At 36.6% G+C, this 17,305-nt stretch carries 10 protein-coding genes; 8 read left to right on the top strand and 2 right to left on the bottom strand.

Going from position 1 to position 17,305, the window contains the following annotated elements:
• The first annotated feature begins 100 nt into the window (after nucleotides 1–100).
• A complete protein-coding gene (locus ACFIQE_RS02405) occupies nucleotides 101–2,191 on the top strand; it encodes a lytic transglycosylase domain-containing protein (RefSeq protein WP_375620714.1) in 2,091 nt (696 codons plus the stop codon).
• A 1,014-nt stretch (nucleotides 2,192–3,205) separates the two neighbouring features.
• Here ACFIQE_RS02405 and ACFIQE_RS02400 read toward each other — a convergent pair.
• A complete protein-coding gene (locus ACFIQE_RS02400) occupies nucleotides 3,206–3,976 on the bottom strand; it encodes an energy transducer TonB (RefSeq protein WP_375707244.1) in 771 nt (256 codons plus the stop codon).
• Between the two features lie 242 nt (nucleotides 3,977–4,218).
• On the opposite strand from ACFIQE_RS02400, the gene ACFIQE_RS02395 reads away from it, so the two are divergent.
• The 5 genes from ACFIQE_RS02395 to ACFIQE_RS02375 all read left to right on the top strand — a co-directional run bounded on the left by ACFIQE_RS02395 (nucleotide 4,219) and on the right by ACFIQE_RS02375 (nucleotide 10,557).
• Nucleotides 4,219–6,396 carry a TonB-dependent hemoglobin/transferrin/lactoferrin family receptor gene (locus ACFIQE_RS02395; RefSeq protein WP_375707239.1) on the top strand — a complete coding sequence of 726 codons (2,178 nt, stop codon included), beginning with the start codon at nucleotides 4,219–4,221 and terminating at the stop codon, nucleotides 6,394–6,396.
• Between the two features lie 263 nt (nucleotides 6,397–6,659).
• Entirely contained in the window at nucleotides 6,660–7,703 is a 1,044-nt protein-coding gene (locus ACFIQE_RS02390; RefSeq protein WP_375620712.1) for a hemin-degrading factor, read from the top strand.
• Nucleotides 7,704–7,721: 18 nt separating this feature from the next.
• Nucleotides 7,722–8,624, top strand: coding sequence for a hemin ABC transporter substrate-binding protein (locus ACFIQE_RS02385; protein ID WP_375620711.1), 903 nt, complete (start codon nucleotides 7,722–7,724; stop codon nucleotides 8,622–8,624).
• A 5-nt stretch (nucleotides 8,625–8,629) separates the two neighbouring features.
• Entirely contained in the window at nucleotides 8,630–9,727 is a 1,098-nt protein-coding gene (locus ACFIQE_RS02380) for a FecCD family ABC transporter permease (protein ID WP_375612958.1), read from the top strand.
• Entirely contained in the window at nucleotides 9,724–10,557 is an 834-nt protein-coding gene (locus ACFIQE_RS02375; protein ID WP_375611204.1) for a heme ABC transporter ATP-binding protein, read from the top strand. Before ACFIQE_RS02380 ends, ACFIQE_RS02375 begins: the two co-directional genes overlap by 4 nt.
• 1,121 nt (nucleotides 10,558–11,678) lie before the next feature.
• Here ACFIQE_RS02375 and ACFIQE_RS02370 read toward each other — a convergent pair.
• On the bottom strand, nucleotides 11,679–12,653 hold the full coding sequence (locus ACFIQE_RS02370; protein WP_375611203.1) for a tail fiber protein: 975 nt from the start codon (nucleotides 12,651–12,653) through the stop codon (nucleotides 11,679–11,681).
• Between the two features lie 1,867 nt (nucleotides 12,654–14,520).
• On the opposite strand from ACFIQE_RS02370, the gene thiC reads away from it, so the two are divergent.
• Together thiC and ACFIQE_RS02360 are read left to right on the top strand one after the other, a co-directional pair.
• Nucleotides 14,521–16,356: a phosphomethylpyrimidine synthase ThiC gene (thiC, locus tag ACFIQE_RS02365; RefSeq protein WP_375707238.1), complete on the top strand. Its 1,836-nt coding sequence runs from the start codon at nucleotides 14,521–14,523 to the stop codon at nucleotides 16,354–16,356.
• Nucleotides 16,353–17,303 carry an FAD-dependent oxidoreductase gene (locus tag ACFIQE_RS02360; RefSeq protein ID WP_375611201.1) on the top strand — a complete coding sequence of 317 codons (951 nt, stop codon included), beginning with the start codon at nucleotides 16,353–16,355 and terminating at the stop codon, nucleotides 17,301–17,303. The genes thiC and ACFIQE_RS02360 overlap by 4 nt, the downstream gene beginning before the upstream one ends.
• Nucleotides 17,304–17,305 lie beyond the last annotated feature (2 nt).

Here is a 17,305-nt window from a genome sequence, read left to right as displayed (position 1 = left end):
TTTCTTTAAAATAAGCCGTCTATATTAACGCGTTTTTCATGCTTGTGTTCTATAAATCCTTAAGTTTTTACAAAAAGCAAGGTCTCAAGGTCTTTTCTCTATGCGTGTATTTTCCACCTCTCTTTTCGTATCAACCTTTACTGCACTTATACTGGCAATAAGAATTTTATTTTCAAGTGCATACGCGCAAACACCCCTTTTGCAAGGGAAAGTACCAATCCCTTTGGTTCGCCCTACTCCCTTTACCGCAAAAGAAGCTCAAGAATCTCTTCAACAGACACACACAACATCACACAATACTGCTACACTTCAGCAACTGAAAACTGGGCTAGATGCACTAGCAAACAACAATATTGCAAAAACAATAAATCTTCGTAATTCAATGGAAAAACATAGCCTTGATCGTCATATTTTGACATGGGCGCTGGGGGTGTCAAACCAAGCTAATATATCCAGTTCTGAAATATTTAATGCAATCAACATGCTAAAAGGATGGCCAGGTATAGAAACGATGCAACGCAATGCTGAACGTGCTTTTCTTAACGAAACCAACGTCACACGCGCAATCATCCAAAAATTTTCTCATCACCCGCCCCAAACAGCACAAGGGATGGCTCTTTTCGCTAAAGCACTTATCGCAACGGGACAAACCACTCGTGCTCAACACGTTATTGCGCCATGGTGGCATAAAACACAGCTTAATGCAAAAGAAGAAGTATTTGTTCTTAAAAATGCAAGCGCTACATTAAAACCTATTGATCATTTGAAACGCATGCAGTTTATGCTGTATGCACATCGTTTTGATTCAGCAGCACGCGTTGCAAAATTAGCCCATGCTCAATCTCTTTTTAATGCTTTTGTGGCCGTTGAAAAAAATGATCCTAGAGCTACACAAAAATTAAAAGCTGTAGAGAGATCATGGCAAAAAGATCCTCTTTTTCAGTTTGCTCGAATACGCCATCTTCGACGAACAGAGCAATATGATGCGGCCGCAGCACTCATGATGAAAACATCAAAAGATGCATTTCGCCTTATGAACCCTCATTCATTGTGGAAAGAACAACGCGCCCTTTCTCGTGAAATGCTCGATTTAAACAAACCAAAAATTGCTTATCAACTCGTTGCAATGCACACTGGTATAACATCTGCATTAGCCATCGATGCTGAGTTTCATGCAGGATGGTATGCACTACGGTTTCTTCATAACCCTAAATTAGCAATGCAGCATTTTTCACGTATTCCTCAACTCTCTTCTTTACCTTTTTATGCATCACGTGGATATTACTGGATGGGACGAACAGCAGAAGCGCTAAAAGAACATCAAAATGCCCAGCAATACTTTCATCGCGCAGCTCATTTTGGTGCAACTTACTATGGTCAATTAGCCGCTGCACGACTCAACCAAAAAAAGCTTAAAGTTTTCTTTCCCAAACCAACAACCGCTGAGCGACAACATTTTAGTGCACGAAAAGCGATCAAAGCAATTCAACGTCTTGAAGCAGCCGGCTATGCTGATTTTGCTAAAATTTTTTATAGAGAGCTCGGAAAAAAAATAGAAAGCCCCGGTGAATTAGCTCTTCTGGCTGTTATGGCAGAAAAAAATGGAGACTATTATACCAGCCTCAAAATTGGAAAAATGGCTGTTTTTCAGGGGAAAAATGTCGGTGCACTCTCTCATCCTCTGGGAGCTATACCAGCTTCTGCTAATATTTCTGTAGAAGAAAAATCGCTTATCTATGCCATTGCACGCCAAGAAAGCGAATTTAATCCAACAGCCATATCAAAAGCAGGTGCACAAGGTATACTCCAATTGCTTCCTACAACAGCAAAAGCACTGGCAAAAAAATACTCAATCGCATGGTCTCCTAAAAAATTTAGCAGTGATGCTCATTATAATGCAACATTAGGTGCTCATTTTCTCAATGAACAATTAGAACGTTTTAATGGATCCTATATACTAACTCTTATTGGCTATAATGCGGGTCCCCGTCGAGTCAATGAATGGATAAAACGTTATGGCGATCCTCGAGGTCAATCTCTCGATAACGTCATTGATTGGATTGAACGTATTCCTTATACAGAAACACGTAATTACGTGATGCGTGTCATGGAAAATTATGGTGTCTACAAAGCAAGACTCACTGGGAAAATAGATATAAAAACCGACTTGCTTTCTGGTCGACGGAAATAATATGCCTTAACTTCCCAAATAGCATTTGAAAGCGTTGATAAGAAGTGTTTTTATTCCTTTTTAAATAGTACCATACCCACTTTCTTAGGACGTATAAGAAAGTAATTTTAATTGATTCAGTATTAATAAATTCGAAATGAGGAAACCCTACGCTATTTGGGTCTTTTATTTTAAATACAAAATGATGAATTATCATTATAAATCAACAGGTAGTACAAATAATTCATTTCTTCTCAACATAGACGACAATATCATAGAGATTACAAATATAAGAGAAGAGTGAAACAAATAGCTCATCCTTTTACTGTTGCTTATTAGTCAATATTCAAATCTTGTGAAACAGCATCTTTTAAGACTATTTTTTCCTGCTTATAACATTTCTATAACAAATAAGAGTACGTTATTATATATATCGTTTGGATTATCTCTGATAACAGAAAGACAGACTCATTGAGTTAGAAAGCCTTAAAGACAAACAATTCTCTTCTGCCCCTTCCCTTTTCATTCGGTTCTACGACTTTTAAATATGTCAATATCTTTTAATGATGAAGATGAAGCTTTGCTTTTTTTCTTATTTTTACATATAAGCTCACATCCTTCACACAAAACAGAGTATCCCCAAATAGTATGTTTTTCTTATTTATATTATTGTTTTATTTTAATGTTTCTAAGTCCATTTCACAACGGTGTATCTGAAAAGTACTTACGAAAATCCTCTCACGAATGGTATAAAAATCGATTAGACCTTTAATTAATAAAAGCTATAGCTCTATCATCCCTTAACTCCCAATGATGCAAAAGCCCTTTCATTTAGAGCACTCATAAGAAGTATATTCACTGCTTCTTAGAAGTTTTTTATCCATGCTCCTCCTCAACTTGTATCATACGTAAGCGGATGGTTTTGATTGATTCAACATCAAAAAAATTCGAATAAATTGTATTTGAACTTTCATTAAAATTATAAATAATCATTATAAATCAATATATTATAAGAAAAGCGCCCCGCATAAAAAATCAGCTAAATATTAGGGATACTCTAATTGTTTTATTCACTTTTGATGGTGGTGGTGGTGGAAAAGAACCAACGCGTCGAAGGGCTGCCATCGCTAATCGATCAAGTTCCGGGTCACCAGCAGAGACTGCTACACGACTAGAAAAAATACTCCCCTGCTCATGCACCATAAATTCTAACTTCACCGTTCCTTTTGTACGATTGGTGCGCTGTCCCACAATATAATTTTTTTGCCTTTCTAATTGTGACTGTACCTTTGCTAACCACTCCATTAACAACATATCTTCAAGCCCTGCTGTACCGCCACCCTTGTTGATGGAAGAAGAACGTACCGCCTTTGCATTGGAGCGCTTTACTACAGCCTTTGGCATCGGTATTGTTTTTTTGATAAACGCTTTATGCTCCACTTTTTGAGGTAGGGGTTCTTCCAAAGGCTTTAAGTCATCTTGTTCTACTATATGCTGAGGTTCTTCCGATTGAACTTCATCCACGGATTCCAATCCTTCTGACTCCTGCTCTAGGAGATCAGACTGTAATACTTCTTGCTCTGTATTAATATCCAACTCTCTATGAATATCTGGCAAGTCTGTATCAACATCCGGATATACAGTTTCTTGCATAAAAGTCAGCATAATCTCCGACGAGAGCAAACCATTACTTATACCAGTACTTTGAAAATAAAACTGTGCTGCCAATAATACATGCAAAAAGAAAGCCCCAATAAATGCACCAATCCAAAGAGTTAATAATTGTTTCGTATTTGCAAAATTCATCGTTTCTTCTGCCACTATTTTAAGCTTAATATTGGTGTTCAATCTCATTAAAACAGGCTATTTTGAAATTGCAACTTTTTTCTTGACTGATTTTGTCATGTTTAATATGGTCTTCTAATGATTTTGTGCCGTTGTCAAAATCATTCCTACTTGGCTGGCAAGTTTTAATCAGTGAGTCCAGCCTTTTTGTATTAAAAAATTTCAAAACAGAGAGGGGATGTTTAAAAGGGTTATGATGTGTTATGCAAATAAGACGAAAAAATATCTATAAAAGCTGTGTAATTTTAAGTGCATTATCGGTCTGTATACCTTCATTTGTTTTTGCACAAAATAAAGATGGAAGTGCTGTCACTGAACTCAAACCAATCCTTATTAAAGGAAAAAAAATAGAAGATGCTTCAAATTCAATAACCATTCTGACTGATCGTAAGACCAACAAGAATATTGATGAAAGACAAATAACTGATGTTTATGATGTGAGTCGTCTTAATCCTTCCGTATCCTATAACTCAGAAAATAACAGTTTCGTTATTCGGGGTTTAGATGCAAACCGTGTTCTTACGACAATGGATGGTATTTCTCTTCCATGGTTTAATGATATATTCCGTGGTGGAGGTGGAAACACAACTTTTGATTTCAATGCTCTTTCTACGTTTGATACTATTCAAGGATCAGATTCTAGTCTTTATGGTTCTGGCGCCTTAGGGGGAATCATTGCGTTGCGTACCCTTGATCCTGAAGACCTGATCGTGGAAGAAAAGAATTGGGGAAGCCTTATAAAAGGTGGTTATAATTCTGTTGATAACAGCTGGCGCATCGATCAAGCTTTTGCTGTGCGTAATTACCGGACATTTTTACTTTTTCAAGGATCTTATGTAGAAGGTCATGAGCGCAAAAATATGGGAACAGTAGAAGGGTATGAGGAACGCACGCGCAAAAACCCTTCTCACTTTGATAAAAATAACTTGCTTTTTAAAATTCATCAATATTTGAGTGATAATCACCGCCTTGGTTTTACCGCAGAGCGTTTTGGTCATAATAGTAACACACATGAATTAAATTCGTCTAAAAGATACGCTCCAGGTTCCGTTTATGAGCAGGATAATAAACTTCGTGAGCGCTTTTCTCTTTCTTATAATTATAATGGTAATGGTGATGCAGTTCTTGATGCGTTTAATGGGCAGCTTTATTGGCAAAGGCAATCAAGTCGTTACGTTATGACAGGCGTTCGTGTTTCAGCTCCCAAAGGGGATTATTTGAGAGATAATTTCTTGCGTAATATCAATTATGGTTTCAATGCTGATGCCCTTAAAAAAGTGGATTTTGGCACTATAAACCATACGTTAAAGTTTGTAATGAATGTTTCGTCATCTAAATTTCATCACTATTTGTTAGGTAAAGACAATTGTCATATAAAAGAATACGCTCGGGGATGTCTTTTTGTTCCTGCTAATCGATCAGATTCACCAGACACAAATGGTTACAATTTAGGTTTTGTTTTTGAAGATGAAATTGGGTTGGTTGATGATCGTTTTCGTGTAACACCGGGAATCCGGTATGATTGGTACAAATATGTTCCTCAGAAAACACCTTCTTATGAGAAAGCACTGATTTCTGATAAATTCCCTCCAGAAAGAAGTGGTTCACGCTTTTCTCCTAAATTACGCGTGGAGTGGGATGTTCGTAATCAAGTAACGCTCTATGCTCAGTGGGCACAGGCTTTTCGTGCACCACGTATTTCAGAACTTTACGTCTCTTATATCAAACCTTCTGCTTATTACGTGAAAGGGAATCCTGATCTTCAACCAGAAACAAGCAATGGGTATGATGTTGGTCTACGGTATGGAAATGTAAATTTCGGTGGTTCCTTCAATGCCTTTTTCAATCAATATAAGAATTTCATAGATACTGAGGATAGAGGGCCATCAGAGGAATTTAGATTTGCGCGTCGGCATTACATGAATCGTTTTCACGTGCAAATTTTTGGTGTTGAGACAAAAGCTCATTTAGTTCTTAAAAATGGTTTTCATAGCAATGTTGCTCTTGCTTATTCACAAGGAAAAGATCTTGATAAAAAGGAGTATCTTAACTCAATTCCTCCTTTGAAAGCAGTTATCGGATTAGGATATGCAAAAGAAGTTTGGGGAAGCGATATTATCCTTACTTTGGCAGCTAAACGTGACAAAGTAGCCGAAGAATCTGATTACCAAAAAATTCCAGGATATCATGTCGTTGATATGACAGGGTGGTGGAAACCATTCGGTGAAACGGGACCTATTCTAAGAGCCGGTGTTTATAATCTTTTCAATACAAAATATTGGAATGTATCTGAACTTCCTTCAGGTAAAAGTTCAACACCAAAAGATTATTATAGCCAGCCTGGTCGTAACTTTAAGGTGTCGTTTGTACAAAAGTTTTAGTCACTTCTGTTAATTATTCGGTCAATAAAATCGTATTGATAAAAGGATTAATTATTGTGTTTCTATTTTCAACATCTTTAAAATTACAAAGATTTGGTAGAAAAGTTTTAATTCTTTCTGTTTTATCGTTTTTTGATTGCTCAGCTGTTGACGATAGAGTGTTATTTTGTGATAGATTGAACTCTTAAAAGAATTTAATTTATTGCCTTGGAATTGTAAAATTTGAAAGTTAGTTTTTGAGTTAAGTAACATAAGGTAAATTCATGGCACATACAGCTGAAATGATTCTTCGTTTGCGTGAAGAAAAAAAAGAAATGCGAAACCGCGATTTTGCGGTTTCGATTGGTATATCTGAAGCGGAGCTTATTGCGGCTTATTGTACCATTGGAAAAGCAAAAAGGCTACAAACTGATGTTGCTACTCTCTTGGAAAATGCACCTCGACTTGGAACCGTCATGGTCTTAACTCGCAATGAATATGCTGTTCACGAAATAACGGGACGCTTTGAAAAAATTGTTCAAAACGAACATATTCCTATCACACTTGGTGAAATTGATTTGCGTATTTTTACAAAACAATGGAAGTTCGGTTTTGAATATGATGTCGTTATTCTTGGAAAACCTACAAAAAGTCTGCAATTCTTTGATCAACATGGCGTTGCTATTTTAAAGGTCTATTCTAAAGATATGACAAATATGGAAGAGTGGAATAAACTTGTTGAAAAGCTCCTTCTTGAAGATCAGTCTCCTGTTCTTAACATTCTTCCCGTTTCTCTCCCAGCCCAATGTGACATAACAGAATTGGATATTGAGAGTTTTCGGGATCGTTGGCGGAAAATGACAGATGTACACCAACTTCACAAAATTATTTCCGAATTTAAAATTAATCGACATCATGCTGTAAAATATGTTGGTAATGAATTTGCCGATGAATTACAGGTAAATGCTGTTGAAATGATGCTTAACCAAGTCGCACAACAAGAACTGCCAATCATGTGTTTTGTTGGGAATAAAGGGTGTATTCAAATTTTTAGTGGGACTGTAAAAAATATTAAGCAAATGGGACCTTGGCTTAATGTTCTTGATCCAAGATTTGACCTTCATTTACTCACGTCTGGGATTGCTAGAGTATGGCATGTTCGCAAACCTACCCGTGATGGTTATGTCAGTTCACTTGAAGTTTTCGATAAAGATGATGAGATGGTTATTCAATTTTTTGGCGTACGCAAGGAGGGTCAAAAAGAACGTGAAGATTGGCGTTCTTTATTGAATAGTTTGCCATCATGCCAAGAAAACAGCAGTAACTAAGATAAGATAAGGTTAGACATGTTCATATCTCTTTTACATAGGTTATCAAACCTTTTTCTTACGTGTTTACTGCTCTCTCTTACTTGTTTTTCTAAACAAGTAATTGCTGAACCTGCAACGCGTTTTCCTGAAAATGCTCGAATTGTTTCTATCGGCGGAGCACTTACAGAAATTGTCTATGCATTGGGAGCCCAAGATCAACTTGTCGCCCGTGATAGTACAAGCGTCTACCCACAAGAAGCGCTCAAGCTTCCTGTGCTTGGATATATGCGTGCTCTTTCACCTGAGGGGGTTTTATCACTTGCTCCAGAGGGTATATTGCTTGTTGAAGGAAGTGGTCCCGCTTCAACAATTGATATTCTCAAAAAAACATCAATACCTCTGGTGATCATACCAGAAGACTACTCCCGTGAAAATGTGATAGAAAAGATTCGCCTCGTTGGTCAAGCCATTCATCGGGAAGTGCAAGCCGCGGCGTTAATTGAGAAATTGAAGCGTAATTTTTTAGACAACGATGCGCTTTTGGCGAAAGTAACAACACCAAAGCGTGTTCTTTTTGTTTTCTCTGTGCAAAATGGACGCGTCATGGCATCTGGGACAGGTACTGCAGCTGATAGTATGATCAAACTTTCAGGCGCTATCAATGCTATCACCGATTATAAAGGATATAAACTTCTCAACGGCGAAGCATTATTGAAATCAGATCCTGATGTTATTTTGCTTATAAAACATGGTGCAAGATCAACCAGCATTGATAAGATTTTAGCCATACCGGCAGTTCAAGCAACAACTGCAGCGAAAAATCATGCCATAAAACAGATGGATGCTATGTATTTTTTGGGATTTGGTCCACGTACTGCAGACGCATCAAGAGAGCTTATTGAGATACTTTATGGTGCACATCAAAACGGTAAGAGCTGATAAAAATGGTAGACGGTACATCCAGGATGCATTTACCTAAAGAAAAAGAAGGTAAAAAAATAAACCGTTCAAAGCAGGGAAAAATTTTATTATTAAGCTTAATAATATTCCTTATTTTCAGTATTTTTGGTGGGCTCTTGAATGGTGCAGCAAAGGTTTCTTTCGTTGATCTCCTCCATGTGATACTTACACAAGATTTTTCGGTAAGTAGTAAAACGCGTGATTACCTCGTGCTCATCGACATAAGGCTTCCCCGTGTTATCTTGGGATTATTGATTGGAGCAGCCTTAGCTGTCTCCGGTGTTCTTATGCAAGGGCTTTTTCGTAATCCTCTTGCAGATCCCGGAATTGTAGGTGTATCAGCAGGTGCTGGACTTGGAGCAGTCTTAGCAATTGTTGTCGGCATTGCTTTTCCTGTTTCTTTTGCACCTTTTCTAGAGCCTTATAAAGTTATCATAGGTGCTTTTTTTGGTGGACTTTTATCAACGATTATTCTCTACATAATAGCAACGCATAACAGCTTTACCTCTATTGCAACCATGCTGCTTGCTGGTATTGCTCTTGGTGCATTAAGCAGTGCTGTTGTCGGAACATTGATTTTTGTCGCAAATGACCAACAACTGCGTGATATCACTTTTTGGAGTCTGGGCTCTCTTGCGGGCGCTACATGGTTGAAAGTATGGCTTGTTCTCCCTTTTATCGTTATTGGTCTTCTTTTCTCTCCCTTTTTATCACGAGCACTTAATGCCCTTGCTCTTGGAGAAGCTGTTGCTGGCCATATTGGTTTCCATATTCAACGCGTCAAAAATATTGCTATTCCCCTTGTTGCTCTTATGTGCGGTAGTGCTGTTGCTGTCAGTGGTGGTATTGGTTTTATTGGTATTATTGTTCCTCATATTTTACGTCAGCTCATAGGTCCTGATCATCGCTATCTCATTCCTTGCTCTGCTCTCTTGGGAGCAGCATTACTTATTTTTGCTGATATGTTTGCACGCTTAATTGTTGCCCCCGCTGAATTGCCGATTGGGATTGTAACAGCACTTTTTGGTGCACCTTTCTTTCTATGGATCCTTATATGCAAACGAGGAACAGACTTTTCATGATTGAAGCGACAAATATTTGTGTTCAGCGCGGAAAGAAGCAGATTCTTAAACACATTAATCTTCAAGCTAAAAGTGGTGCTTTTACCATTATTATTGGTCCTAATGGATCAGGAAAAAGTACTTTTATCAAAGCTCTGAGTGGTGAAATTCCTTACAGTGGAAAAATAACCTTAAATGGTTATAATGTATGCCAAACAAAAACTCATGTAATGGCAAAAATGCGCGCTGTACTACCACAATCAACAACGCTCGTATTTCCATTCTTAGTCCATGAAGTTGTAGGGCTTGGTCTTTCTGTAAACCAATTTAGCATTGCCAAAGCCGAATTGCAAAATCTTATCCAGAAAGCTTTAGAGTGCGTTGACCTTTCTGATTATGGCAACCTGTATTATCACCAATTATCAGGTGGAGAACAAGCTAGAGTACAACTTGCCCGTGTACTTTGCCAAGTCTGGAAACCTGTTCATAATGGGATTCCTCGCTGGATGATATTAGATGAACCTATTGCTAGCCTCGATATTCAACATCAAATCATCGTTATGGATATTGCTAAACAATTTGCTCATTCTGGTGGCGGCGTTCTTGCTGTTCTTCATGACCTCAATCTCGCGGCACATTATGCAGATAACATGATCTTGCTCAAGGAAGGTGAGATTTATTGCGAAGGAAATGCAACTAATGTGTTGACAACACAAAATCTCCGCGATGTTTATCATTGTTCTTTAAACGTTTCTGAATTACCTAAAGAAGATATCCCTTTTATACTCCCTCAAACGACATCCTCCTATGAAATTAGATCTCTAGGCTATCGGCTTCAATCTAAAAACTAAAGTCCATAGCAAAATAAAATACGCAAATATTCAAGAATCTTTTTTATTTTCATATGAACTCCTTTTTGTCATCTGTCATTAAAAAAGAAGACCAATTACCCTAAAGATATTTTTGGAAAAAAATACCAGTTTAAAATCTTTTAAGATTTTACGTAACTAAAAACATGTGAAGTTTTGTTTTGTTATCAAACTGTTATATCATACAAATTTATACAACATAAACATGCGTTTTCCCACTCTTTCTATCACTTTTATCTTTATAAAAATGATTCAAGAAATACATATAAATGCCTTTGTTATAATAACGGGTGTATTATTATATCTTCTAAGGACCATATAGAAATCAAGTACCTTTCTCCCCTGCATAAAAGATTTATTTGTAGCTTTAATGGTAATGTTTTCTTTATAATACATATACTTTAGCTTATTTGTATAAATAAATATTGATTTACAATGATATTTTTACTTTTCTCTCTCTATTAAAAAATTGTTTATTGGCATATCACAAAGAATTAACCTATTGAATAAAAACTTTAAAATAAACTCAATAACGCTTTTTGTAAGCCCCCTAATGCAAAAACAATGCGGAATATAGGGATGAGGAGAGAGTATAGAAATAGCGTTTGTCTTCTGCTTCATAAGCATAATGATGATTCCACTCAAAGGGGAACTATCATTTACAGATAAAGCCTCCTACCATGGAATGCAAAGAAATGAAATCGACAACAAGGTGAGAAATATCTTTATAAGATGAATTAACTCATACAGGGGTATGCTATTTTTGCACAAAAAACGCTAAAAATATTGTACTTTTTTATGCCTCAGGTTGAATAATTTTATTACCTTCCCCTATCAAAACACCTTATGAAAAAATATATCTCCAGATCTCTTCACGGCACAGTTTAAATGATTTTTACACATTTTCCCTATGTTATCATATAATTATAAAATAAATTATATCCTTAACTCTTTCTTTCAATCATTTTAAAATTGTTTTTTGACGCTCTCAAGTATTCTATTAACAATATAGATTTCCTTTTCATATGCATAGAAAATAACGCGGAATTGCTCCGCGTTAACAAAATTATCAAGGTGTATAGATTATTATTACTTAAACATACTCATGATTTTATAGCATAGACAACGGTTGTATTAACAGGGCGCGTTTCTGCCTCACCCGTATGGGAAAGAGTTACCTTGTGTGTATGTGCACCAGCAGAAGCTGTTCTCCCTTTCAGGGTTGCATTATAAGTATAATGATTCGGGAGTCTCCCAATATCACCAACGGGCCATCCTACCCCTTGATACTCAAAATTATGCGCATGCTCGCCTGCGTTTTCAATACTCCCAATATGCGTATGTGATTTTATGCTATCTTGTTGTTCATCTGCAAACTTTCTACCACCATCTAAACCCCGACCATTATCAAAGCCGCGTAAAAACATGCCTCTAAAATCAGGAACTTTAAAAGTTTTATTGCTGTCTTTTCCCCATTTATCACCTATTGCCTCGAATAACTGCGGATAATCTTCACGCTTATAGGCCTTACCATCACATAAAAGCCAACCATTTGGCACATTTTGCATAGCAAATGTTGCAATGAATCCAGAGGGGAAACTTTCTATCTTTGGTGGTGTAGGGTTTAATAAATACCAACCCTCATGCTCTTTTATTAAAACACCATTATTGTATACCATTTCATAAATGCCATCTGTTTGAAATTCTCCACCTTCTAATGGTATAACCCCTGTATCAGTGGCTTTATAGATAAGCTTTTCTCCTATATTATTAACAGTTATTGTTGTCACGCCAATATTTACACCACAAGCTTTAAAACGTATGACGATATCATTGTTGTATTTCTTTATAGGCGAAACTGTCTTTAAGGTAATTAATGTTGTTTTATCTTCCAAATTTACTATAAAGCTTGAATTAATAGATCCACCATTATCTGCAAGATATTCGCGCACGCGCTGCATCATCGCCCTTGCACTATCATTAACAGAACTAGGCGGCTGTCCTTCTGCCCAATTAATGATACTATCTGAATAAGCATTTTCATCAGCCTTTAGAGACCAATCATAGATATTAGACATTTTAAATCCCCCATTATTTTCATAGTTTTTCTAACAACTTCTCGTTCTGTGCACTAAAATGTGCTGCCGCTGTTTATTGGTACATCATAACCACTGCACCATCCTTATTTACGCATTTTATCTCTCTTCACTCCTTCCAATTTTATAACCTAAATTCACCAGACGCTTTTCATAACATTAGTCTTAATGCTTTCTCTTCTAATGTATAATGTAACACCTCATCTGATGTTACTTAATATCTTGTTTTGTTGCTTTGCTGTTGTTATATAATTATTTTTTCAATCTTGCATCTTGCATCTTGTTGCAAAATTTATAAATACTTCCAAAATTTTTCTTATTATGGATTTCATATAACCATTACTGAATGTAATAACTTATCATCCACATAGAAAATTTCTGACTTAAACATTATCTTTTTTTATTTTTTCAATAGTTTAAATCTATCTCGTCGATATTTTATACCATATATTTTAAACAAAGAAATTCTATCTTTTGGCTATCATTTGTATTAAAATTTTAAAAATTAGCTTCAAATTTTTTGCATGCTTCATTATGTTTTTATCCACATGCAGATACTTTGTTCTATTTTATTCAATTGATTTCTGAAATTGTGTCACAAGATTAGCACCAATGTTTTTTTTGAATAAGCTTTTGTTCAATCTAAATGTATCAAAGAGAATATATTCAATATGGACATTTGCTCCACACTTTCATTAAACTGGAAATAAAATACTTTGAAATATTAAATATCACACACCTTCACAAAATTTGAAGGTTGTATCCGATCCGGAAAAAATTAAAAAGCATAACCCAGCCCCTCCCCCAATTTTTATGAACAATATCCTTGTTTATTAAACGCCCCATAACCAACTTTTGCCCTCCCACACTTAGCATATCCCCCTCTATATATTATTATATGTATATTTTTTTTGCAAGAACAATAAATCATTCTAAATAACATCTTGCAATTATTGGTGTTCTTCTTAATTCAAGGCAATATTATTTTTATAATAAAGATTAGGTATTGTTTCTCGCTTTTATTTATCGCATTCTTAATGGGAACATCCCCCTCATGAAGAATAGAATGCCCCAAACAAAATATAATGATATTGCATATTACGCACTTTTTAAGAAATATTGCTCAAAATATACTCCTTTCATTTTACGACAGCGCACGTCAATGATACAATAGCAAGCCATTATAGATCATCAGCTTTAAGCTTTTGAAGATACAAGTGGAATCCATCATACATTTTGTTGGCTCCCACGTTTTGACAGCCTCACTCTTAGAATGTTCATTAAATGACATTTGGCTTCCTTTCTTCAAGTGCTTTGCCCCATACGCTCCCACTTATGACGTACAAGGAAGTATTTTTATACGAAAAGATATATGATGAGAGGATCTTATGGTATTCTGAGTTATTATTTTAATATGAAAAAAATCTCAATCAAAGCCATAAACTATCTACTTTTCCCTGATAAGCCGTTTTTAACTTTATTCTGGTTTATAAAAGCTTCAATATCATAGTTTATCACTTCATAATATCCATTTTCACTCTTAAAAACACACCAAAATCGTTTAAAATATATTTTTATGATTGACAATATAGATATTTAAGCCAACCATATTCGTATTAACAAAAATACTTCAAGTGGGAGGAGGCATGCAAATATTAGAATAGATATTGTATCAGTTTTTCAAAATAACTTTTCTTGAGCTGTATTGGGTTTTCTTTGCTACAAAGCAATACTATCCCTATTCATCTGAATGCTCGTGATTGATAATTTGAATACATCTCCATTAACATCGTAACTCCATTAACATCGCAACCTATTTTTGAACTTCGTGTCTATAAGGAAAAAGTTTGTGCAGAAAAATACTCCATCAATCAGTTGTAGCCCCTTTCCCGCTTCACGCAAAATTTATCAACAGAGCCTTCTCTTTTCTGATGTGCGCGTACCATTGCGTGAAATTTCACTGGCTGATGGCAGTGGTGAAAAACCTTTAAACGTCTACGATACTTCTGGCCCCTACACAGATAAAGATATGATCATTGATATTACAAAAGGCCTGCCAGCAATTAGCTTGCCTTGGCTCTCTAAGCGGGATGATACTGAAACTTATCCTGCACGATTAGTTAAACCTGAAGATAATGGATTGACTTCTGATAAAAACCTTACTCCAGCCTTTAAGCAAAAACGTTCTATTTTACGAGCAAAAAATGGCAAAGCAATTACACAAATGGCTTACGCACGCGCAGGCATTATTACCGAAGAAATGGAATATGTGGCTATACGAGAAAATGAAGGATTAGCAGTAGAAGAACGGCAGAATGTACCATCAAATGAAACATTTGCTGGATCAATACCAGAAATTTATACTGCGGAATTTGTGCGCAATGAAATTGCTTGTGGACGCGCCATTATTCCACAAAACATTAATCATCCAGAGTGCGAACCCATGATTATTGGGCGTAATTTTCGTGTTAAAATTAATGCTAATATTGGCAATTCAGCAGTAACTTCATCTATGGAAGAAGAAGTTGATAAAATGGTTTGGGCCATTCGCTGGGGAGCAGATACAGTTATGGATCTTTCTACAGGTCGAAATATTCACAATATTCGTGAATGGATTATTCGAAATTCTCCTGTGCCCATCGGGACTGTTCCTCTGTATCAAGCACTCGAAAAAGTACAGGGTATTGCCGAAAACTTAACATGGGATATTTTCCGTGATACCCTTATTGAGCAAGCAGAGCAAGGTGTTGATTATTTTACCATTCACGCAGGATTAAGATTACCATTTATTCCTATGACCATTGATCGTGTAACAGGTATTGTTTCACGAGGCGGTTCTATTATGGCAAAATGGTGTCTCCATCATCACAAAGAAAGCTTTCTCTATGAACATTTTGATGAAATTTGTGATATTGCAAAAACATATGATATCTCTCTTTCATTAGGAGATGGGTTACGCCCTGGCTCTATTGCCGATGCCAATGATGAGGCCCAATTTGCAGAGCTTAAAACCTTGGGAGAATTGACAAAAATTGCTTGGAAAAAGGATGTACAGGTTATGATTGAAGGACCAGGACATGTCCCAATGCACAAAATTAAAGAAAATATGGAGCAACAATTAGATCTTTGTCATGAGGCGCCTTTTTATACTTTGGGACCTCTTACAACGGATATTGCTCCTGGTTATGACCATATTACATCAGCAATTGGTGCCGCTATGATTGGATGGTTTGGAACTGCTATGTTGTGTTATGTAACACCTAAAGAACACCTAGGACTCCCCGATAGGAATGACGTAAAAACTGGTGTGATCACTTATAAAATTGCTGCTCATGCCGCTGACCTTGCTAAAGGTTTACCTAGAGCACAATTGCGCGATAATGCTCTTTCGCGTGCACGATTTGATTTTAGATGGCATGATCAATTTAACCTTTCTCTTGATCCAGAAACAGCCTGTGCCTTTCACGATGAGACAATGCCTAAAGAAGCCCATAAATTAGTGCATTTTTGTTCCATGTGTGGACCAAAATTCTGTTCTATGCGTATTTCCCATGATATTCGTGAGGCAGCTGCAATAAGAAAAACAAAAGGGGAAGGTATGATCGCCATGGCCGAAAAATATCAGAAAAATGGTGACCTTTATATGGAAATTGTTCCTCCTCAAAAAAAGAAAGTAAATAGTTGAAGAACATTCTTATCAAAGGTGCAGGTGTAGGCGGCTTAACAGCTGCCTTTATGTTACAGCAAAAAGGTGCTTCTGTTACTGTATCAGCCCCCCCTCATTCACCGATAGGAAGTGCTAGTTGGTATGCAGGAGGAATGCTCGCACCTTACTGTGAAAGGGAAAGTGCAGAACAAATTGTTGAAGATCTTGGTGTACAAGCTATACAATGGTGGCGTAAAACGCTCCCCAACCTTGTCATACAAAAAGGCACTTTAGTGGTTGCACCTACACGAGATAGAGGAGAACTTGAACGATTTTCTGTACGTACGCATAATCACAAAACCGTAGATAATACAGAAATAGCTCATCTTGAACCAGATCTTGCTGAACGTTTTAACTGTGCACTCTTTTATGAAAATGAAGCCCATATTGATCCTCGCAAAGCACTTATGGCTTTAAAAGAAAAGCTTCTCAACAATGGAGCCTGTTTTGTTGATGTAGAGAAGGCTGAAAAAAAATTTGATATTGTTATTGATGCGACAGGAATAGCACGTTTAGGAAAAGATAAAAATATACGGGGCGTACGCGGTGAAATGCTTCTCGTGCGCTGCACCGATATTAAAATTTCGCGTCCAATTCGTCTTCTTCACCCACGGTTTCCTCTTTACATTGTACCTCGACAAGATAATATTTTTATGATTGGTGCAACGATGATTGAAAGTGACTTTGATGGTGCAATCTCTGTAAGATCAATGATGGAACTGCTCAACGCGGCTTATACTTTACATCCTGCTTTTGCTGAAGCAGAAATTATTGAATCTGGCGTTGGTGTTCGTCCATGTTATCCTAATAACTTCCCTTCTGTGCATAAAGATGGTAACTTTATTTCTATTAATGGATTTTATAGACATGGTTTTCTGTTGTCTCCAGAAATGGCAAAACGAGCAATGGAATTGGCATTGGAATAAAA

The sequence above is a fragment of the Bartonella sp. AA1HLJMS genome, assembly GCF_042197445.1.
In the GTDB taxonomy this organism is placed as follows: domain Bacteria; phylum Pseudomonadota; class Alphaproteobacteria; order Rhizobiales; family Rhizobiaceae; genus Bartonella.
Note: the sequence above shows the minus strand (reverse complement) of the source record. Positions and strands in the feature narration are given on the sequence as shown.